Genomic DNA, 19,010 nt, shown 5'->3' with positions numbered 1-19,010 from the left:
AAGACATTCTCACGTCATTCGACAGTCATCCGGCGCAACGCCGAGGATCTGGTAAACCATTCCCAGCACCTCGTCACTGTTGGGAGGAGACCGCCGATGGCTGTCCCCGGCTTCCTTGCCCGTTCCCGCATCGTCGCACCACCCGGATGGACCCGCTGGCTCGTGCCGCCCGCCGCGCTGTCCATCCACCTGTCGATCGGCCAAGCCTACGCGTGGAGCGTCTTCAAGACGCCGCTGGAGAAGACCCTCGGACTGTCGGGCACGCAGTCCGGGCTGCCGTTCCAGCTCGGCATCGTGATGCTGGGGCTGTCCGCCGCGTTCGGCGGCACCCTCGTGGAGAAGAACGGCCCGCGCTGGGCCATGACCGTCGCCACAGTCTGTTTCTCCGCCGGCTTCCTGCTCGCCGCGCTCGGCGTCGCGAGCGGCCAGTTCTGGCTCGTGGTGGCCGGCTACGGCGGGGTCGGCGGAATCGGCCTCGGCATCGGCTACATCTCGCCGGTGTCGACGCTGATCAAATGGTTCCCGGACCGGCCGGGCATGGCCACCGGGATCGCGATCATGGGCTTCGGCGGCGGCGCGCTGATCGCGTCGCCGTGGTCGTCGGCGATGCTCGGCTCCTCGCCCACGACCGGCGACATCGCGACGGCGTTCCTGATCCACGGGATCGTCTACGCGGTCTTCATGACGATGGGCGTGCTGATCGTCCGCGTCCCGGCCGACGACTGGCGTCCGGCGGGCGCGGTGAAGCAGGCCGCAGCCAAGCCGATGATCTCGACGGCGAACGTCTCGGCGGCGAACGCGCTGAAGACGCCGCAGTTCTGGTGCCTCTGGATCGTCCTGTGCCTCAACGTGACCGCGGGCATCGGCATCCTGGAGAAGGCCGCGCCGATGATCACCGACTTCTTCAAGGGCACCTCGGCCCCGGTCGGCACCGCTTCCGCGGCCGGGTTCGTCGCGCTGCTCTCGCTGACCAACATGCTGGGCCGGTTCGTCTGGTCGTCGGCCTCGGATCTGGTGGGGCGCAAGAACATCTACCGGTTCTACCTCGGCGTCGGCGCGCTGCTGTACCTCGTGATCGCGTTGACCACCAACGCGTCGAAGCTGGTGTTCGTGCTGTGCGCGATGCTGATCCTGTCCTTCTACGGCGGCGGGTTCTCGACGCTCCCGGCGTACCTCAAGGACCTGTTCGGCACGTACCAGGTCGGCGCGATCCACGGCAGGCTGCTGACCGCGTGGTCGGCGGCGGGCGTGCTCGGGCCGTTGATCGTGGACGGGATCGCGGACAGCCAGAAGGCGGCCGGCAAGACCGGGCCGGACCTCTACCAGCTGTCGTTCTGGATCATGATCGGCCTGCTGGTGGTCGGGTTCGTCGCGAACGAATGCGTGCGCCCGGTGAAGGAGAAGTTCCACGAGCCGGCCGGGCAGGCCGCGGTGGGGAGTGAAGCGTGATGACGAGTGCCGAGGGCCGCTCCGGCGGCCGGACCCTGCTGCTGGTGATCGCGTGGCTGTGGGTGCTCGCGCCGTTCGGCTACGGCGTGGTCGAGCTGATCCGGAAGGTGGTCGGGCTCTTCGGCGGCTGACCGCCGCGGGGAAGGCCGCCGGAAAATAAGCGCTGGACAAATGGTCAAGAGTCGTTGACCATTGTCCCCGTGACTGGGGATGACCAAGCGGGCTACGTCCCGCCGCACGACAGTGTCCAGGTAGAGACGACCGACCAGCTGCGCGCCGTGAGCAACGTCGTGCGGCACCGCGTGCTCGCGGTGCTGCGCGACGGGCCCGCGACGATCACGCAGGTAGCCGAGCAGCTGGGGATCGCGAAAGGCAGTTCCAGCTACCACATGCGGGTGCTGGAGCGAGCCGGGATCGTGCACGTCGTGCGCACGCGGAAGGTGCGCGGCGTGGTGGAGCGCTACTACGCGCACGTCGGGCGCAAGATCGAGCTGCCCGAACCGGCTCCGGGGCAGCGGGACGTGCTGATGCAGCACGCGCTCAACGACCTTTCGACCGCACCCGAGGGCTCGCGCCGGTTCGTCCGGATGCAGCACACGCGAATCAGCGAGGCGAGGTTCGAGGAGTTCGAACGCCGCTTCGCCGAACTGCTCGACGAGATGCGGGACGCGCGCGACGCCGACGAGGTGGCCGCCACCGTCGCGGTCGCTTTCTTCCGCCCGGGGCCGGGGGCGGCCAGATGACCAAGCCGAAGATGCCTCCCGCGTTCAGTCGCTTGTGGACAGCCGCGACGGTCAGTTCTCTCGGCGACGGCGCGTATTCCGCGGCTCTGCCGTTGCTGGCGGTGCTGCTGGACAGTGATCCGCTGGTCGTCAGCCTGGTGACGGTGGCGGTGCTCGCGCCGTATCCGATCGCCGGGCTGTTCGCCGGCGCGCTGGTCGACCGCTGGGACCGGCGGCGCACGATGTGGATCGCGGATGTGGTGCGGGCAGTGCTGCTGGCGCTGACGGTCGCCGCGGGCGCGTTGGGCTGGCTCAGCATCCCGGTCCTGCTCGGGGTGGCGTTCCTGCTCGGCACCGGCACGCTGTTCTTCGACACCGCCGCGCAGGCGTACCTGCCGGATCTGCTGGCACGGGACCAGATCCTGCTCCGCCGCGCCAACGGCTACCTGCGCGGCGCGTCCACCGCGGCCGGGCAGTTCGCCGGACCGCCGGTCGGGAGTTTCCTTTTCACCGTAGGGAGAACGCTGCCGTTCGCGGTGAACGCGCTGACCTATCTGGCCAGCGCGGTGCTGATCCGGACGCTGCCGCCGACGCCGGTGCCGGAGCGGGCGCCGGGCCGGTCCGTGTGGGCGGATTCGAAGGAAGGTTTCGCTTACGCGGTCAAGGATCGGCTGCTGCTCGGCCTCGCGCTGCGACCCGCGGTCGGGAACCTGGCGTTCGGCGCGTTCGGGGCGGTGCTGGTGGTGTTCGCGAAGGACGCGCTCGGTCTCGATTCCGCCGGATACGGTTTCCTGCTCGCCGCCGAAGCCGCCGGGGGACTGGTGGGCGCGATGGTGCTCGCCGGACCGCTGGAAAAGCGGCTGGGCACCGGCACCGCGCTCACCGTCACCGCGGTGATCGAGGGCGGCGCGGTCCTGGCCTTCGGCCTCGCCCGCGACCCGTGGCTCGCCGGGGCGATGTTCGCGCTGTGCGGCTGCGCCATGGCGACGACCATGGTGCTCGGCGCGTCGCTGCGCCAGGTCATCGTCCCGGCCCGGCTGATGGGCCGGGTCGCCGCTGCTTCGCGCCTCGTCTCGGCTTCGGCTGCCCCCGCCGGTGCCGCACTGGGCGGCTGGCTCGCCGCGACGGCCGGGGTGCGGGTGCCGTACGTCGCGGCGGCGGGGGTGCTCGTGTCGATGACCCTGGTGACGATGAGCATGACGAGCAACAAGAAGATCGAAGCGGCTCTCGCGCGGGCGAAGGCTAGTCCAGCGACGGCCACGACGTGAGCATGGTGATCTCCGGGAACAGCACGGCGAGCACCGGCATCGTGGTCCAGATGACGACGGTGGAGTACGGCCGGGCAACGAAAAGTTTGGCGACCACCCCGATCCCGGCGGCGAGCGGGAAGACGAAGATCCCGTACAGGCGGCAGAAAAGGCCGACGGCGTTCACCACGTTGAACGGGGATTCGGTGAAGGCGGCCGCGACGAGGAGGCCGAGCGCGGCGACCACGATCACGAGCACGACGACGGCGTGCAGTGCGCCGAAAATCGCTTGGCTGGCCCGGCTCGGGCTGCTGGTGAGGTCCACCCGCTCAGCCTGCCCGGGAGTTGTGGAGATTCCGGGGTGCCCGGGGGAGAAACGCGGCGGTTCGCACCGCTCAGCCGATTGCGGAGAGAACCTACCCCCAGTGGGCAGACATCGCGGCGACGAAAACGATCGGCACCAGGACGGTCAGTGCGGAAACCGTGAGCCACACGCGGCGCGCCGGTCGTTTCGGTTGTCCGAGCGAAGCGACCAGCGCGCCGATTCCGGCGGCGACCGGCAGCGCGAAAACCCCGAAGTGCAGGAACGAGGCGAGCACGATGATCCCGAGTACGGCCGGCAGGGTCAGCTCCTTCGCGCCGACCGTCAGTCCGGCCGCGAGCGCGCACAGCACCAGGGCGCAGACGAGGTACGCGCCAGTCCCGTGCAACGCCCCGGTGAGTGCTGTCCGCGTCCGGCTCGGTTCAGTGTCCACCGATCGATCCTGACAGGCCGGGAAGCGCGGCGGATGCGTGGAACTACTCGGTTCGGATGCGCTCGAGCAAGCTTTCCCGGGCGGACTCCACGTGGTGTTCGGCCACTTGGGCCAACCGTTCCCGGTCGCCGCCGCGGATCAGCTGCGCCAGTTCGCGATGCTCGTCGACCACGCGCGCCCGGTAATGCTCGTGGCCGAGCGAAACCCGTTGCAGCTGAAAGAGAAACACCTGCGACCGCACCGCGTGCCACGCCTCGGTCAGGCGGCCGTTGCCCGCGGCGGCGTACACGCGGTCGTGAAAGGCGATGTCCAGCGCCAGCAACTGCGGTCCGGGCGCTTTGCTCCGGACCGCTTTCGCCAGGTCGGCGACCAGTGCGTCCAAGGCGTTCAAATCCGCCTCGGTCGCGTTGGCGCGCGCGGTGACCGCGGCCAGCCGGTCCAGCGCGGCGCGCACTGAGTAGACCTCGCCGACGTCCTCGGCGGTCACGTCGACCACCGTGGTCGGCCGGTGCCAGTCGCAGCGGACCAGGCCTTCCCGGGCGAGCTGGGCGATGCCCTCGCGCACCGACCCGCGGCTGATCTCCAGCGACGCGGCCAGTTCGACCTCGCGCAGCGGCGCGCCGGGCCGGAAATGCCCGGCGAAGATCGCTTCGCGCACCCGGTCGGCGGCCTCGTCGGCGAGCCCGCGGCGCGCCGCCTTCCTCAGGGGGGTGACTTCCACGTCCTAATGTTGACATTCGGACATCCCGTGGTCAAGGTGAAGAGACCGATCCCCGCGCCGAAGGAGTGCGTCATGGCTGTCCGTCCCGCCTTCCACCTGGCCATACCGGTCGACGACCTGCCGAAGGCCCGCGAGTTCTACGGCGGCGTGCTCGGGCTGGCGGAGGGGCGCTCGGCGGACTCGTGGGTCGACTGGAACTTCCACGGCCACCAGGTCGTCACGCACGTCGTCCCTGCCGCCCGCGCGGAAGCGGGCCGCAATCCGGTCGACGGGCACGACGTGCCGGTGCCGCATTTCGGGCTGGTGCTCGACGTCGAGAGCTTCCACGAGCTGGCCGGGCGGCTGCGCGCGGCGGGCACCGAGTTCGTGATCGAGCCGTACCAGCGGTTCGCCGGCGAACCGGGGGAGCAGTGGACGATGTTCCTGCACGACCCGGCCGGGAACGCGCTGGAGTTCAAGGCTTTCCGCGACGAGACGCAGTTGTTCGCGCGATGAACGTCCTCGTCACCGGAGCCTCGCGCGGGATCGGCCGCGCCATCGCCGTCGCCTTCGCCACGAGGGGCGACCGGATCGCTGTCCACTGTGGATCCAACCGGGAGGCCGCGCGCGAAACGCTCGAGGCGCTGCCCGGTTCCGGGCACGTGCTCGTGTCCGGCGACCTCGGCAACCCCGACGCCGCGCAGTGGATCGCCGACGTGGCCGAGGAACAGCTCGGCGGCGTCGACGTGCTGGTCAACAACGCGGCGGTCGGCACCACCCCGGCCACGCGCACGCCGATCGCCGAGATGTCCTATGCGGACTGGCAGGACGCCTGGCGGCACACGCTGGACGTCAACCTCCTCGGCGCGGCCAACGTGTCCTTCCACGTCGCACGGCATTTGATCGCTCGCGGCGTGCCCGGCCGGATCGTGAACGTCGGATCGCGCGGGGCGTTCCGCGGCGAGCCCGAGTACCTGCCGTACGGGGCGAGCAAGGCCGCGCTGCACTCGTTCGGCCAGTCGCTGGCGGTCCAGCTGGCCCCGCACGGCATTTCGGTGACGTCGGTGGCGCCGGGCTTTACCGCGACCGAGCGCGTCGCCGACCGGGTCACCGACGAGGTGCGGGAGCAAAGCCCGTTCGGCCGGGTCGCCGAACCGGAGGAGATCGCCGAGGCGGTGGTGTTCCTGGCGTCGTCGGAGACGCCGTGGGCGTCCGGCGCGATCCTGGACCTGAACGGAGCGTCGCATCTGCGCTGAGCTGTGAGCTGGGTCACGGATGCAGCAGATCGGGGCCGCTGGACGTCCAGAGGGGCGTGCGGATCGCAGGGAAAGTTATCGCCGGCGCGTTGTCGACGGTGGTGTTCGCCGGCACGGCTTACGGGTTCTCGACCCTGAGCGCGCTCGACGACATCACCCGCAGCGACGTCATCGGCGGCGGCGGATCGGTGGACGAGGGCCAGAAGCACGCCGACGGGGCGACGGACATCCTGCTGGTCGGCCGGGACGCGCGCAAGGATCCGCAGGGGAACCCGCTGCCGCAGAGCGTGCTGCAGGAACTGCGCGCGGGCGCGAACGGCGACGACCTCACCGACACGTTGATCGTGCTGCGGATCCCGGACGGGCAGCAGGAGGTCAAGGCGTTCTCCATCCCGCGCGATTCGTACGTCTCCCTGCCCGGCGGCAAAGGCAAGATCAACGCCGCGTTCGGCCGCGGCAAGGCGGCCGAGGCCGCGAGACTGCGCGCGGCCGGGGAAACCGACAAGGACAAGATAGAGCAGGAGTCGATGACCGCGGCGCGCAAGGCGACGCGGCAGGCGGTCGAGGAACTGACCGGCGTCACCATCGACCACTACGCCGAGGTCAACCTGCTGAGCTTCTCCGAGATCAGCAAGGCCGTCGGCGGGGTCGAGGTGTGCCTGAAGAAGGCCACCAAGGACGAGAACTCGGGCGCGGATTTCCCGGCGGGCAAACAGCGTCTTTCCGGCGGCGCCGCGCTCGCTTTCGTACGGCAGCGCGACAACCTGCCCGGCACCGACTTCGGCCGGATGCGGCGGCAGCAGGTGTTCCTCGCCTCGATGGCGCACCAAGTGCTCTCGGCCGGGACGCTCGCCGACCCGGGCAAGCTGAGCGACCTCATCGACGCGGTGAAGCGGTCCGTGGTGCTGGACCAGTCGTGGAACATCCTGGACTTCGTCGGCAAAATGCGCGGCGTGTCCGGCGGCGGCATCCAGTTCACGACGGTCCCAGTGGTGAATCCGGACTACCGCTACGACAAATCCCACCCCACGGCGACCGCGGTACAGGTCGATCCGGCGCAGGTGAAAGCGTTTGCGGCCGGGCTGATCGGCACCGCCCCGCCCGCCGCGCCGCCGGGCACGCCGAAGGCGACGGTGGAGATCTCGAACGCCGGTGACGCCTCCGGTCTGGCGGCGCGAGTCGCGGATGTGTTGAAGGGCAAGGGGTTCGCCGCGGCCGCCGCGGGGAACGCCCCGTCGCAGCGGACGTCGGTCGTGCGCTTCCCGGCCGCTCTCGCCGCGGAGGGCGCGGAGGTGGCGAAGGAACTGGGCGGACTGTCCACAAAGGAATCGGCAGACGTTCCCGCTGGGCACATCCAGGTGGTGCTCGGGAAGGTCTACTCAGGACCGGGGGTGTCGGACGGCGGGTCCGCGGCCGGCGGGCCGGTGAAGGCCGACCAGCCGCAGCCCGTCACGTCAGACGGTGACAACTGCATCGACTGACGCCTCGTGAGTGGCGGCGCCGGTTCTAACCGGCGCCGCCACTCACGACTAGGTCACCCGTGGTTATGCGACTCCAGCCGAATCACGACGGCCTTCGACACCGGCGTATTCGACTTCTCCGCGACGGAATCCAGCGGCACCAAAGCATTCGCCTCCGGGAAGTACGCCGCCGCACACCCGCGAGCCGTCGGATAAGCCACGGCGCGGAAGCTCGGCGCCCGCCGCTCCCCGTCCCGCCATTCCGAGACCAGGTCCACGATCTCCCCGTCCGCAACGCCAAGCGCGGTCAGGTCATCCGGGTGCACGAACACCACCCGGCGCCCGTCCTCGATGCCTCGGTAGCGGTCGGACAGGCCGTAGATCGTAGTGTTGTACTGGTCGTGGCTGCGCAGCGTCTGCAGCAGCAACCGGCCTTCGGGCACCGAGGGGTATTCCAGCTCCGACACGGTGAATGTGCCCTTGCCGGTCGCCGTGCCGGTGAATTCCCGCGAGTCGCGCGGTGCGTGCGGCAGCACGAAGCCGTCCGGTTCGCGGACCCGCTGGTTGTAGTCGTGGCAGCCCGGCACCACCGCGGCGATGCGGTCGCGGATCAGGTCGTAGTTCTTCTCGAACGACCGCCACGGCACCGGGTGGTCGGCGCCGAGCAGCCGCTCCGCCAGCCGGCACACGATGGCGACCTCGGACAGCAGCTGGTCGCTCGCCGGGGCCAGCCGGCCGCGCGAGGCGTGGACCTGCGACATCGAATCCTCGACCGTCACGAACTGGCGGCCGGATTCCTGCTCGTCGCGTTCCGTGCGGCCGAGCGTCGGCAGGATCAGCGCGGTGCGGCCGGGGACGACGTGCGAACGGTTGAGCTTCGTCGACACGTGCACGGTCAGCGAGCACGACCGCAGCGCGTCCGCGGTCCGGTCCGAATCCGGGGTGGCCGAGGCGAAATTGCCGCCCATCGCGAAGAACACCTTGCCGCGTCCGTCGAGCATCGCGCGGATCGAGTCGACGGTGTCCCAGCCGTGTTCGCGCGGCACGGTGATGCCGAACTCGCGGTCGAGCGCGTCCATGAACGTCTCGGGCATCTTCTCCCACACGCCCATGGTGCGGTCGCCTTGCACGTTCGAATGGCCGCGCACCGGGCACAGGCCCGCGCCCGGCTTGCCGATCATCCCGCGCACCAGCGCCAGGTTCACCACCTCGGCGATCGTCGGCACGGCGTGCTTGTGCTGGGTCAAACCCATCGCCCAGCAGTAGATCGTGCGCTCGGACGTCGCGATCATCCGCGCGATGCGCTCGATCTGCTCGCGGGCCAGGCCGGTCGCCTTCTCGGTCTCCGGCCAGTCGATCTCGCGCAGCTGCTTGGCCCAGTCCTCGAAGCCGTGCGTGGACTTCTCCACGAACTCCCAGTCCACAATGGACCCCGGAGCGGCGTCCTCCCACTGCAGCAGCAGATGCCCGACCGCCTGGAACAGCGCGAGGTCGCCGCCGAGCCGGATCTGCGCGAACTCGTCGGCCAGCGGCGTGCCCTTGCCGACGACGCCGCGCACGTTCTGCGGGTTCTTGAACCGCATCAGCCCGGCTTCGGGCAGCGGGTTGACCGCGAGGACCTTCGCGCCGCGGCCCTTCGCCTCCTCCAGCGCGGACAGCATGCGCGGGTGGTTCGTGCCCGGGTTCTGCCCGACGACCACGATCAGGTCGGCCTGGTGGAGGTCGGCCAGCGACACCGAACCCTTGCCGATGCCGGTGGTCGCCGAAAGCGCCGCGCCGGACGATTCGTGGCACATGTTCGAGCAGTCCGGCAGGTTGTTCGTGCCGAACGAGCGGACCAGCAGCTGGTACACGAACGCGGCCTCGTTGCTGGTGCGGCCGGAGGTGTAGAAAATCGCCTCGTCCGGGCTCGCCAGGCCGCGCAGCTCGCCGGCGATCAGGCCGAACGCGTCGTCCCAGGAGATCGGCTCGTAGTGCGAAGCGCCTTCGCGCAACACCATCGGCTCGGTGAGCCGGCCCTGCTGGCCCAGCCAGTAGTCGGTGCGCTCGTTCAGCTCCGACACCGGATGCGCGGCGAAGAACTCCCGGCCGACCCGGCGTTTCGTCGCCTCCTCGGCGACCGCCTTCGCGCCGTTTTCGCAGAACTCCGCCATTTTGCGCTTCTCGCCGTCGGCCTGCCGCGGCTCCGGCCACGCGCAGCCCGGGCAGTCGAAGCCGTCTCGCTGGTTCAGCAGCCGCAGCGTGCGCGCGGTGCGGACCGGGCCCATCTGCTCCACCCCGCGCGCCAGCGAAACCGCGACTCCCGGGATTCCGGCCGCCCAGCCTTTCGGCTTGCCCACTTCGAGGCGGGCTTCGTCCACGTCACCAGTCGGAGCTTCGCGAGTCATGGGCACATCGTCCGCCTTTGCCGTGCGGAACCCAAGACGGGGGTCGTCACATCGCCTCCTGCCGCTCGCGTTCGCGGCGTTCGGCCCGCAGCAGCGCGCGGTCCGCGGCGGTCACGATCAGCAGCAACCCGCTGGTCACGATCAGCACGACGGCCAGCCGGTGCAGCCCGCCGGAATCGGCGTGCCCGCCATAGCACTGGGCGATGACCGTGGCCGCGACTATCGCGCCGAGGTATTGCGCGGTCCGGAAGAGACCGCTCGCGGTGCCCATCGTCTCGGCCGGAGTCTCGCGGTAGAGCGTCGTCTGGTTGGCGACGCTGGTGAGCCCTTGGGCCAGGCCGAACACGGCGGCGAGCACGAGCAGCCAGATCAACGCGGTGCCGTCGTCGACGAACAGCAGCGCGGCCGATCCGCCCAGCAGCGCGGCGCCGACCAGCAGCAGCCGCAGCCGGACGCCGGTGGGCCGGCCGGACAGCGCGGCCGCGCCGACGGCGACCCCGGACATCGGCAGGAGCAACAGCCCGGCGACGGATTCGGCGAACCCGCGTGCCTCCTCGAGCCACTGCACGTAGCCGAACATGATCGTGTAGATCGCCAGGAAACTCAGTGCCTGCCGCAAATACGTGCGCAGCACCGGACCGTTCGCGGCGAGCATCCGCAGGTCGATGAACGGCTTCCGGGCGCGCAGTTCGACCCGCACGAACAACCCGCCGAGCACGAGCGCAGCGGCCAGCAGCCACAGATCGCCGATGCCGGGCTCCATCAGGTAGCACAGCAATACCAGCAGCGCGGCGGAAAACAGCGCGATCCCGGCGACGTCGATCCGCTCGGCCGGTTTCTCCGCCGGGGTGTCCTTGGGGACCCACCACAGGGTCAGCACGAGGGAAATCCCGGCCAGCGGCAGGTTCACCGCGAAGATCGCCGGCCAGCCGAAGAGCGCGATCAGCACGCCGCCGAGCGTCGGGCCGATCACCATGACGGTCTGTGCGGACATCGCGAGCACGGACAGCACCCGCGCGGGAACGCCTTCGCCGATCTGGTCGGCGCGCCGCCGCAGCACGGCCATCGCGGCCGGGAACCCGGCGCAGGTGCCGATGCCGAGCACCGCTCTCACGCCGGTGAGCCATTCGACCGAGATCGGGATCATCCCGGCGACTCCGGCCACCATCACGACGGACGCGCCGCCGAGCAGCACGCGCCGCGCGCCGTAGCGGTCGACGAGCAGTCCGACGACCGGCTGCCCGACCGCGGTGGCCAGGTACAACGAGGAAATCAGCCAGGCCGTGCGGCCCGGTCCGGCGCCGAACGCCTGTCCGATCGGGACGAGCGCGACGGCGATGAGCGTGGAGTTGATCGGGTTCAGCACGGCGCTCGCGACCAGCGGGGTCACCAGGCGCGCGCCGAAGCGGGATTTCGCGGGGGCGGTCGCGGTGTTCGTCAGTGCTCCTCAGGTTCAGGGGGTCAGCGCTGGGCGATCCGCTGCAGCAAGGGCAGCGCGCGCCGGACCGTTTCGAGTTCGTCCTCGGTCAGTTCGTCCGCCAGCGCGGCGGCGAGCCATTCGTCGCGGTGCTGCCGGATCCCGATGACGGTCTTCTCGCCGAGATCGGAGAGCGAGATCACGACGCGCCTGCCGTCGGCGGGATCGCGCGTGCGGTTCAGGTAGCCGAGCGAGTCGAGCACGCCGAGCGTCGCGGCCATGGACTGCTGCCGGACGTGCTCCGCGGCGGCCAGTTCGGCCTGGGTCCCGGGACCTTCCCGGTGCAGCCGGTTGAGCACCGCGGTCTGGGTCGGCGTGAGGATCTCCGCGTTGTCGACCTGCCGCAGCCTGCGGTGCAGCTGGCCGACGACGCCGCGGAGACAGCCCGCGGACTCGGCGACGCGCGGCGGGACGGAGGGGGCTTCGGACATAAGCACAGTCTAGCCTGTTGAGTCCGGCCTGTGCATCCTGCGCGGGGGCTGGGCCGGGCGAGCCTGGTCACGATGGCCGCAGGACCTGGTTGACCTTCCGTCGCCGGGCGCTCGCGGTGAGTGCGGCCATGCGGCGGCCGTCGCTGGCGGCGGCACTCGGCTGTGCGGCACCGGTTCGGCCAGCAGTTTGGTGCCCTATTCGCCGGGTGCCCGCGGCGGAGAGAATTACTCAGCCTGTTCCGAGGGGAGCCGCGAAATCGCCGTCGCGAAGTCGCTCGCGATCAAGGTCGCCCGGGCTGGTGACGGTGAAAAACATCGCGGACAACGCCGCGATCCTGAAGCCCGCTCCTAGAAGAGCTGCTGGCTGCTGGTCTCCGCCGAGGAGCCGAGGCCGTACCCGATCATCCGGTCGTTGACCCCGATCGGCTGAACTTGGTGCACCACGACCGCCGCCGCGAGCAGGAGCACGAGACCGACGATCGCCGCGATCCCGGGCCAGCGGCTCGGGGCCGCGCCGCCGCGGCCGTAGACCGGGGACGGAGCGTTGCGCCGTTCGTGCTTGCGCCGCTTCTTCAGGTCCTTCTTGGCGCCGAGCCACGCGTCCCGCTGGGCGTGCTTGCGCCACTCCGGGTCCATGAGGTCCGGATGGGTTTCCATCCGGTCGTCCGGATCCTCCGGCCGAGTCATCGGCGCACCGCCTTTCCCCCTGCGTAACCCCGCCGCGGCGGGTTCGTAGACTTGTCCATTGTGACCGAGAACGCTCCGCAGCAGAAAACCGACCTTCCGGGTGCCTGGGACCCGGCCGCCGAGGAAGCCCCGATGTACGACCGCTGGGTAGCGGCCGGGTACTTCACGGCCGACGCCTCGTCGGACAAGCCGCCGTTCTCGATCGTACTGCCGCCGCCGAACGTCACCGGCAGCCTGCACATGGGCCACGCGCTCAACCACACCCTGATGGACGCGATGAGCCGTCGCCGCCGGATGCAGGGCTACGAGGTGCTGTGGCTGCCGGGCATGGACCACGCGGGCATCGCGACGCAGAACGTCGTCGAGCGCCAGCTGGCCGGCGAAGGCCTGTCGCGGCACGACCTGGGCCGCGAGAAGTTCGTCGAGCGGGTCTGGGAGTGGAAGGCCGAGTACGGCGGCAAGATCCTCGGCCAGATGAAGCGGCTCGGCGACGGCGTCGACTGGTCGCGCGAGCGCTTCACCATGGACGAGAACCTGTCCAAGGCCGTCCAGACGGTGTTCAAGAACTTCTACGACGCGGGCCTGATCTACCGCGCCGAGCGCATCATCAACTGGTGTCCGCGCTGCCAGACGGCGCTGTCGGACATCGAGGTCGACCACAGCGACGACGACGGCGAACTCGTGTCGATCCGCTACGGCGACGGCGACGCCTCGATCGTCGTGGCCACCACGCGCGCGGAGACGATGCTCGGCGACACCGCGGTGGCCGTGCACCCGGACGACGAGCGCTACACGCACCTGGTCGGCACCGAGATCGAACTGCCGCTGACCGGACGGAAGATCCCGGTGGTCGCGGACCGGCACGTCGACCCGGAGTTCGGCACCGGCGCGGTCAAGGTGACCCCGGCGCACGACCCGAACGACTTCGAGATCGGCCGCCGCCACGACCTGCCGATGCTGACCGTGATGAACGAGCGCGCCGAGGTCACCGTGCCCGGTCCGTTCGAAGGCCTCGACCGGTTCGAGGCGCGTCCCGCGGTGGTCGCCGCGCTGCGCGAGCAGGGCCGGATCGTCGCGGAGAAGCGGCCGTACGTGCACGCGGTCGGCCACTGCTCCCGCTGCGACACGGTGGTCGAGCCGCGGCTGTCGCTGCAGTGGTGGGTCAAGGTCGCCGAGCTGGCCAAGGCCGCGGGCGACGCGGTGCGCGACGGGCGGACGAAGATCCACCCGGCGGAGCTGGAGAAGCGGTACTTCGACTGGGTCGACAACATGCACGACTGGACGATTTCGCGCCAGCTGTGGTGGGGGCACCGGATCCCGGTCTGGTACGGGCCGGACGGCGAGGTCGTGTGCGTGGGCCCGGACGAGCAGCCGCCGTCCGGCGAGGGCTGGACGCAGGATCCGGACGTGCTCGACACCTGGTTCTCGTCCGGGCTGTGGCCGATGTCGACCATGGGATGGCCGGAGGAGACCGCGGATCTCGCGAAGTTCTATCCGACCAGCGTGCTGTCCACCGGGTACGACATCCTGTTCTTCTGGGTGGTCCGGATGATGATGTTCGGCGTGCAGGAGATGGACGGCAAGCAGCCGTTCGACCATGTCTATCTGCACGGGCTGATTCGCGACGCCAACGGCAAGAAGATGTCCAAGTCGCGCGGGAATGTGATCGACCCGCTGGAGTGGATGGACGCTTACGGGGCGGATGCCACCCGGTTCACGCTGGCTCGCGGGGCCAACCCGGGCGCGGACATGGCGTTGGCCGACGAATGGGCTGCCGGGTCTCGTAACTTCTGCACGAAGCTGTGGAATGCCAGCAAGTTCGCGATGATGAACGGGGCGACGGCTGACGGGGAGTTGCCGCCCGCTGCCGAGCTGACCGAGTCGGATCGGTGGATTCTCGGGCGGCTCGCCGCGCTGGTGTCCGAAGTGGACGGGTTGTTCGAGGACTTCCAGTTCGCCAAGGTCGCCAATGCGCTGTACCAGTTCACGTGGAACGAGTTGTGCGACTGGTATCTGGAGCTGGCCAAGGTTCAGCTGTACCAAGGGGATTCCGCGCGGGTCGAGGCGACGCGGAAGGTGCTTGGGCAGGTGCTGGACACGGTGCTGCGGTTGCTGCATCCGTTCATCCCGTTTGTCACGGAGAAGCTGTGGACTGCCTTGACCGGGGGCGAGTCGTTGGTGATCGCGGCTTGGCCGTCGGCGGTCGAGGGGTATGCGGATCCGGTTGCCGACGCTCGGGTCGCTGATGTGCAGAAGCTGATTACCGAGATTCGGCGGTTCCGGGCTGATCAAGGGCTGAAGCCGGGGCAGAAGGTTGCCGCTCGGCTGGCCGGGGACGGGTTCCCGGCTGGGCATGAGGCCGGGATTCGGTCGTTGGTGCGGCTTACTGAGCCGGAGGACGGGTTCTCGGTCAGCGCTTCTCTGGAGGTCGCGCTGGGTGGCGGCGTGGTGACGGTGGAGTTGGATACTTCCGGCACTATCGACGTCGCGGCTGAGCGGAAGCGGTTGGAGAAGGACCTTGGGGCTGCGCGGAAGGAATTGGCGCAGACTGAGGGGAAGCTGGGGAACGAGGCGTTTATTGCCAAGGCGCCGGAGCAGGTGATCGAGAAGATCAAGGTGCGGCGGGAGACCGCGGTGGCGGATATCGGGCGGATTGAGGCTCGGTTGGCTGCGTTGCCTGCTTCCTGACGGGGCCTGTCTGCTCGGCTCGTCGCCTGGCGGCGACATTGCCGGTGAGTGGTTGCGTGGGGCACCCCGAGAGCCGATTGTGCTGACGGTTCGGGGGTGCTTGTCAAGGCGGGAAAGATGCCTTGACAAGCACCCCCGAACCGCAGGGCGGCTTTGTATCGGGGTTGGGGGAGGGGTGGGTGCCCCGAGGGTTGGGTGGTTTGGCGGCGGTTTTAATGCCGTGAGGGGAACCCTGAGGGACTCTGAGTCCCTCAGGGTTCCCCTCACGGCGTTTTTTTAGCGGAGTTGTTGGAGGATTACCTTTGCTTCGCCTGCCATTCCTTCGTAGAAGGGGTGGTAGGGGGCGGCGGCCAGCAGGTTCAGGTCTTTGCCGTTGATCCATGCCACGCCGTGGGGCTGGCAGGCGTCGTGGCCGAAGGACGGGGTGTAGGTGTCCACATAGGACGACTGGCCGTCCGCGGCTACTGCGTTGCTTACTGCTGCGTTCAGGCCTTCTTCCACGCTGGAGAGCCAGGCGTAGTCGCCGTTCGCGAAGGGCAGGGTTTTCGGGCAATAGCCGTGTGCGGGGGCGATGCGCGGGTAGCCGATGGCCAGGACCGTCGCGTGGGGGGAGCGGGCGTGGATTCCGGCCAGTACTTGCTGGACGGCGGCTTGCGTTTTCGGGAGCAGCGCCTTGATCGTGTCTACGCCGTCTACGGTGAAGTGGCGTTGGCACGGGTTGCCGGTCGGGTCCGAGGCGCGCAGGGTCGGGCAGGTGTCGACCAGTTTGCCGAACAGGCCCGAGTCATTGCCGCCGATGCCGACGGTTACCAGGTCGGTGTCGGGGCGCAGGGCGGAGAACTGCGGCGGATTCTGGCCCAGGGGCACATTTTGCGGGGCGGTCATGTGCGAGGTGTTCGCGCCGCCGCAGCTGACGTCGGTGAAGCGGTCCACATCCAGTGAGCTGGCTACCAGCGACGGGTAGTTGGACGTCGAGCGGAAGCAGCCGAACGGATCCAGCCGGGGCAGCGGGATGAGCGGTCCCGACGTGTACGAGTCGCCGAGGGCGACGTAGTGGCGGTAGTGCCGGGGCGCGGCGCTCGCGGCCGCCGCCGTCGACAGAAGCAGTGCGATCGCGGCGATCGCGGACAGCACTATTCGGATGATGCGCATGCGAACCCGTCCTCCCTAGCGGTACGACCCGCTTTAGCTTTCGGCGCCGCGGGCGCTCGCGCTCTCCGCCGATCGGGTGGTCGGGGCCGGTTTTCACCCGGCTGCGGGGTGATCCGTGGGTTTCCGCCAGGTCAGCAGGTACCGCCAGAACAGCAGCGGGCGGACTGTGCTGCCGGGGAGCAGGCGCGCCGAGTCCCGGCGGACGTCGTTCAGCGGCGGGAATTTCAGGTGCACCGGGGCCTTGGCGACCGGGTCCGGGCCGCCGTTGAGGCGGTCTCCGGCGAAGACGAGCAGCCTCGCCAGTGCGTTCGCGGGGACGGCGACGAGTTCGCGGGCGTAATCGCCAGGACGGCTGGGGCGGGCGCAGCCGAGAACGGCCAGGACGCCTCCGGGGGCGAGGGCGTCGCGCAGTCTCGTGACGGTTTCGAACGGGACGTGGTGCAGCGAGGCCAGGGCGGAGATATAGGCGTAGGACTCGGGTTCCAGCGGTTCGGTGGTGATGTCTGCACGGCGGTATTCCACTGTGCCGGGTCCGGGGGAGCCGGTGACGGTGGCTCGGGCGATCATTTCGGCCGACGTGTCGATGCCTTCGACAGTCATTCCGGCGGCGGCCAGTTTGCGGGCGAAGCGGCCGTCTCCGCAGCCGACGTCCAGGGCGCGTCCGGGGCCTGGCGGCAGGAGCCGGAGCAGGGCCGGGTGGTAGTGGTGGTTGTGGTCGAAGGGCATGCGCCCGACCTTGCCACGGATCGCCGCGGGCGTGATCGCGACCGACGCCCCGGGGCCGTCGGGCGCGAGGCGGCCCCGGGTACGCTCGACGGTGTGCCAGGCCGAACCTTTCGCCTGGTCTTCCCGGTCGCGCGACCGCGCCGGGACAGCGACTTCAAGGAGTGCACGAGTGCCGCGCGGTGAGGAGCCCGAGGAGACCCGGCGTCCGGATCTCGCCGATCCGGACAGTTTCGCGGGGGTCGACGAACTGGGCGCGCTCGCGCACAGCGACGACGAGGACGACCCCGGCAACGAGCTGGAGCCGGACCTCGACGCGCCCGACGCGGCCTACACCGTCGGCGGCGGTTCGCGCGGCGGCATCGGCGGCATCGGCCAGCTCGGCGACAACCTGGCGCTCGGCCCGGTCCCGGACCTGCGTCCCGAAGACGGCGCCGAGCTGCACGAACTCGACGACGAGGGCGCGCCCGCCGAGTTCGGCGACGAGAACGGCCCGGAGGCCCGCCGCGACCTGATGGCCGCCGAGGCCGAGCTGAACCAGCGCTGGCCGGAGACGAAGCTCGAACCGTCGCTCGCCCGGATCCAGGCGCTGATGACGCTGCTCGGCGAGCCGAACCACGGCTACCCGGTGGTGCACGTCGCGGGCACGAACGGCAAGGGCTCGGTCGCGCGGATGGTCGATTCGCTGCTGACCCGCATGGGCCTGCGCTCGGGCCGCTACACGAGCCCGCACCTGCAGCTCGTCACCGAGCGGATCGCGCTCGACGGCCGTCCGGTCTCCGCCGCCCGCTACGCCGAGCTGTACCAGGACATCGCGCCGTACGTGGCGATGGTCGACGGCGCGAGCGAGGACGGCGTGCCGATGAGCAAGTTCGAGGTGCTCACCGGGATGGCGTTCGCCGCGTTCGCCGACGCGCCGGTCGAGGCCGCGGTGCTCGAGGCGGGCATGGGCGGCGCGTGGGACGCGACGAACGTGGCCGACGCCCAGGTCGCGGTCATCACGCCGATCGGGCTGGACCACACCGAATACCTCGGCCCGACGCCCGCCGACGCGGCCGCGGAGAAGGCCGGGATCATCAAGCCCGGATCGGTCGCGGTGATCGGCGAGCAGGACCCCGAGGTGCTGAACGTCCTGCTGAAACGCACGGTCGAGGTCGACGCCGCGGTGGCGCGCGCGGGCAGCGAGTTCGGCGTGCTCGAACGCGAGGTCGCGGTCGGTGGGCAGATGCTGAAGCTGCAGGGCCTCGGCGGCGTCTACGACGAGATCTTCCTGCCGCTGCACGGCGCGCACCAGGCCGCGAACGCGGCGCTCGCGCTGGCCGCCGTCGAGGCGTTTTTCGGGGCGGGCAAAGACAAACAGCTCGTCGTGGAGGCGGTGCGCGAGGCGTTCGCCGAGGTCGAGAACCCGGGCCGGCTCGAACGCGTGCGGGCCGCCCCGGCGGTGCTCGTCGACGCCGCGCACAACCCGATGGGCGCGCGGGCGCTCGCCACGACGATCGCCGACGAGTTCAACTTCCGCCGGCTCGTCGCGGTCGTCGGCGTGCTGGCCGACAAGGACGCGCGCGGCATCCTGGACGCGCTGGAGCCGGTGGTGTCGGACGTCGTGGTCACGCGCAGTTCGTCGCCGCGGTCGCTGCCGGTCGAGGACCTGGCGGAGCTGGCCGCGTCGATCTTCGGCGAGGACCGCGTGCTCGCCGAACCGGATCTGGAGACCGCGATCGAGACCGCGATCGGCCTCGTGGAGCAGAACGACGACCCGGAGGAACCGCTCGCGGGCGGCGGCGTGCTGGTGACCGGATCGGTGGTCACCGCGGGCGACGCGCGCACGCTGTTCGGGAAGGAGCCAGCGTGAGCGAGACCCCGGAAACGCCCGATA

General features: G+C 70.0%; 18 protein-coding genes. 9 read left to right on the top strand and 9 right to left on the bottom strand.

The genetic code is table 11. The features are described 5' to 3' along the window. The first annotated feature begins 96 nt into the window (after window positions 1-96). The 4 genes from CU254_RS26995 to CU254_RS26985 all read left to right on the top strand — a co-directional run bounded on the left by CU254_RS26995 (window position 97) and on the right by CU254_RS26985 (window position 3,439). Window positions 97-1,449, top strand: a complete 1,353-nt coding sequence (locus CU254_RS26995) for an OFA family MFS transporter (RefSeq protein ID WP_009081136.1) — start codon at window positions 97-99, stop codon at window positions 1,447-1,449. Beyond that, window positions 1,449-1,580 (top strand): hypothetical protein, encoded by a 132-nt coding sequence (locus tag CU254_RS44700; protein ID WP_255409770.1) that lies wholly within the window; start codon window positions 1,449-1,451, stop codon window positions 1,578-1,580. Before CU254_RS26995 ends, CU254_RS44700 begins: the two co-directional genes overlap by 1 nt. 69 nt (window positions 1,581-1,649) lie before the next feature. Further along, a complete protein-coding gene (locus CU254_RS26990; RefSeq protein WP_037714960.1) occupies window positions 1,650-2,192 on the top strand; it encodes a transcriptional regulator in 543 nt (180 codons plus the stop codon). Then, on the top strand, window positions 2,189-3,439 hold the full coding sequence (locus CU254_RS26985) for an MFS transporter (protein WP_009081132.1): 1,251 nt from the start codon (window positions 2,189-2,191) through the stop codon (window positions 3,437-3,439). Before CU254_RS26990 ends, CU254_RS26985 begins: the two co-directional genes overlap by 4 nt. On the opposite strand, the gene CU254_RS26980 is transcribed toward CU254_RS26985, so the two are convergent. The 3 genes from CU254_RS26980 to CU254_RS26970 form a co-directional block, all read right to left on the bottom strand. Then, a complete protein-coding gene (locus CU254_RS26980) occupies window positions 3,414-3,743 on the bottom strand; it encodes a hypothetical protein (protein ID WP_009081131.1) in 330 nt (109 codons plus the stop codon). The two genes, CU254_RS26985 and CU254_RS26980, sit on opposite strands and share 26 nt — an antisense overlap. Before the next feature lie 91 nt (window positions 3,744-3,834). Beyond that, window positions 3,835-4,173: a hypothetical protein gene (locus CU254_RS26975; RefSeq protein WP_009081129.1), complete on the bottom strand. Its 339-nt coding sequence runs from the start codon at window positions 4,171-4,173 to the stop codon at window positions 3,835-3,837. A gap of 43 nt (window positions 4,174-4,216) precedes the next feature. Continuing rightward, window positions 4,217-4,894: a GntR family transcriptional regulator gene (locus CU254_RS26970; RefSeq protein ID WP_009081126.1), complete on the bottom strand. Its 678-nt coding sequence runs from the start codon at window positions 4,892-4,894 to the stop codon at window positions 4,217-4,219. A 72-nt stretch (window positions 4,895-4,966) separates the two neighbouring features. Here CU254_RS26970 and CU254_RS26965 point away from each other — a divergent pair, with 72 nt between their 5' ends. From CU254_RS26965 to CU254_RS26955, 3 genes are read left to right on the top strand one after another with little or no spacing between them, the layout of a single operon-like run. Then, entirely contained in the window at window positions 4,967-5,389 is a 423-nt protein-coding gene (locus tag CU254_RS26965; protein WP_009081124.1) for a VOC family protein, read from the top strand. Then, window positions 5,386-6,129 carry an SDR family NAD(P)-dependent oxidoreductase gene (locus CU254_RS26960; RefSeq protein WP_009081122.1) on the top strand — a complete coding sequence of 248 codons (744 nt, stop codon included), beginning with the start codon at window positions 5,386-5,388 and terminating at the stop codon, window positions 6,127-6,129. Before CU254_RS26965 ends, CU254_RS26960 begins: the two co-directional genes overlap by 4 nt. A gap of 56 nt (window positions 6,130-6,185) precedes the next feature. Then, window positions 6,186-7,610 (top strand): LCP family protein, encoded by a 1,425-nt coding sequence (locus CU254_RS26955; RefSeq protein ID WP_037714958.1) that lies wholly within the window; start codon window positions 6,186-6,188, stop codon window positions 7,608-7,610. A gap of 53 nt (window positions 7,611-7,663) precedes the next feature. On the opposite strand, the gene CU254_RS26950 is transcribed toward CU254_RS26955, so the two are convergent. From CU254_RS26950 to CU254_RS26935, 4 genes are all read right to left on the bottom strand, one after another. Then, window positions 7,664-9,976 (bottom strand): FdhF/YdeP family oxidoreductase, encoded by a 2,313-nt coding sequence (locus CU254_RS26950; RefSeq protein ID WP_037714953.1) that lies wholly within the window; start codon window positions 9,974-9,976, stop codon window positions 7,664-7,666. A gap of 46 nt (window positions 9,977-10,022) precedes the next feature. Further along, window positions 10,023-11,366: an MFS transporter gene (locus CU254_RS26945; protein ID WP_050788288.1), complete on the bottom strand. Its 1,344-nt coding sequence runs from the start codon at window positions 11,364-11,366 to the stop codon at window positions 10,023-10,025. Window positions 11,367-11,437: 71 nt separating this feature from the next. After that, entirely contained in the window at window positions 11,438-11,884 is a 447-nt protein-coding gene (locus tag CU254_RS26940) for a MarR family winged helix-turn-helix transcriptional regulator (protein ID WP_037714950.1), read from the bottom strand. Window positions 11,885-12,232: 348 nt separating this feature from the next. Further along, complete coding sequence (locus CU254_RS26935; protein ID WP_009081113.1) at window positions 12,233-12,571, bottom strand: hypothetical protein; 339 nt, start codon at window positions 12,569-12,571, stop codon at window positions 12,233-12,235. A gap of 60 nt (window positions 12,572-12,631) precedes the next feature. Between CU254_RS26935 and CU254_RS26930 the strand changes: the two genes are divergently transcribed. Continuing rightward, the gene (locus CU254_RS26930) at window positions 12,632-15,259 is read left to right on the top strand and encodes a valine--tRNA ligase (RefSeq protein WP_009081111.1); all 2,628 of its coding nucleotides are present in this window, start codon (window positions 12,632-12,634) and stop codon (window positions 15,257-15,259) included. A gap of 276 nt (window positions 15,260-15,535) precedes the next feature. Here the strand turns inward: CU254_RS26930 and CU254_RS26925 are convergent, their stop codons facing one another. Together CU254_RS26925 and CU254_RS26920 are read right to left on the bottom strand one after the other, a co-directional pair. Then, complete coding sequence (locus CU254_RS26925) at window positions 15,536-16,411, bottom strand: SGNH/GDSL hydrolase family protein (RefSeq protein ID WP_009081110.1); 876 nt, start codon at window positions 16,409-16,411, stop codon at window positions 15,536-15,538. Window positions 16,412-16,504: 93 nt separating this feature from the next. After that, window positions 16,505-17,137, bottom strand: coding sequence for a bifunctional 2-polyprenyl-6-hydroxyphenol methylase/3-demethylubiquinol 3-O-methyltransferase UbiG (locus tag CU254_RS26920; protein WP_009081108.1), 633 nt, complete (start codon window positions 17,135-17,137; stop codon window positions 16,505-16,507). A gap of 169 nt (window positions 17,138-17,306) precedes the next feature. On the opposite strand from CU254_RS26920, the gene CU254_RS26915 reads away from it, so the two are divergent. Continuing rightward, window positions 17,307-18,986: a folylpolyglutamate synthase/dihydrofolate synthase family protein gene (locus tag CU254_RS26915; protein ID WP_037714949.1), complete on the top strand. Its 1,680-nt coding sequence runs from the start codon at window positions 17,307-17,309 to the stop codon at window positions 18,984-18,986. Window positions 18,987-19,010: the final 24 nt, after the last annotated feature.

Origin of the sequence: Amycolatopsis sp. AA4, from assembly GCF_002796545.1 — a bacterium.
Classification (GTDB): Bacteria; Actinomycetota; Actinomycetes; order Mycobacteriales; family Pseudonocardiaceae; genus Amycolatopsis.
The sequence above is the reverse complement of the archived record's forward strand: the minus strand, read 5'-3'. Positions and strand labels throughout refer to the sequence as shown.

Bases quoted from the DNA above. Each gene is read 5' to 3' on its own strand.
- CU254_RS44700 (WP_255409770.1), top strand. From the start codon at position 1,449: ATGACGAGTGCCGAGGGCCGCTCCGGCGGCCGGACCCTGCTGCTGGTG.
- CU254_RS26985 (WP_009081132.1), top strand. From the start codon at position 2,189: ATGACCAAGCCGAAGATGCCTCCCGCGTTCAGTCGCTTGTGGACAGCC.
- CU254_RS26965 (WP_009081124.1), top strand. From the start codon at position 4,967: ATGGCTGTCCGTCCCGCCTTCCACCTGGCCATACCGGTCGACGACCTG.
- CU254_RS26935 (WP_009081113.1), bottom strand. From the start codon at position 12,571: ATGACTCGGCCGGAGGATCCGGACGACCGGATGGAAACCCATCCGGAC.
- CU254_RS26920 (WP_009081108.1), bottom strand. From the start codon at position 17,137: ATGCCCTTCGACCACAACCACCACTACCACCCGGCCCTGCTCCGGCTC.
- CU254_RS26925 (WP_009081110.1), bottom strand. From the start codon at position 16,411: ATGCGCATCATCCGAATAGTGCTGTCCGCGATCGCCGCGATCGCACTG.
- CU254_RS26940 (WP_037714950.1), bottom strand. From the start codon at position 11,884: ATGTCCGAAGCCCCCTCCGTCCCGCCGCGCGTCGCCGAGTCCGCGGGC.
- CU254_RS26995 (WP_009081136.1), top strand. From the start codon at position 97: ATGGCTGTCCCCGGCTTCCTTGCCCGTTCCCGCATCGTCGCACCACCC.
- CU254_RS26960 (WP_009081122.1), top strand. From the start codon at position 5,386: ATGAACGTCCTCGTCACCGGAGCCTCGCGCGGGATCGGCCGCGCCATC.
- CU254_RS26950 (WP_037714953.1), bottom strand. From the start codon at position 9,976: ATGACTCGCGAAGCTCCGACTGGTGACGTGGACGAAGCCCGCCTCGAA.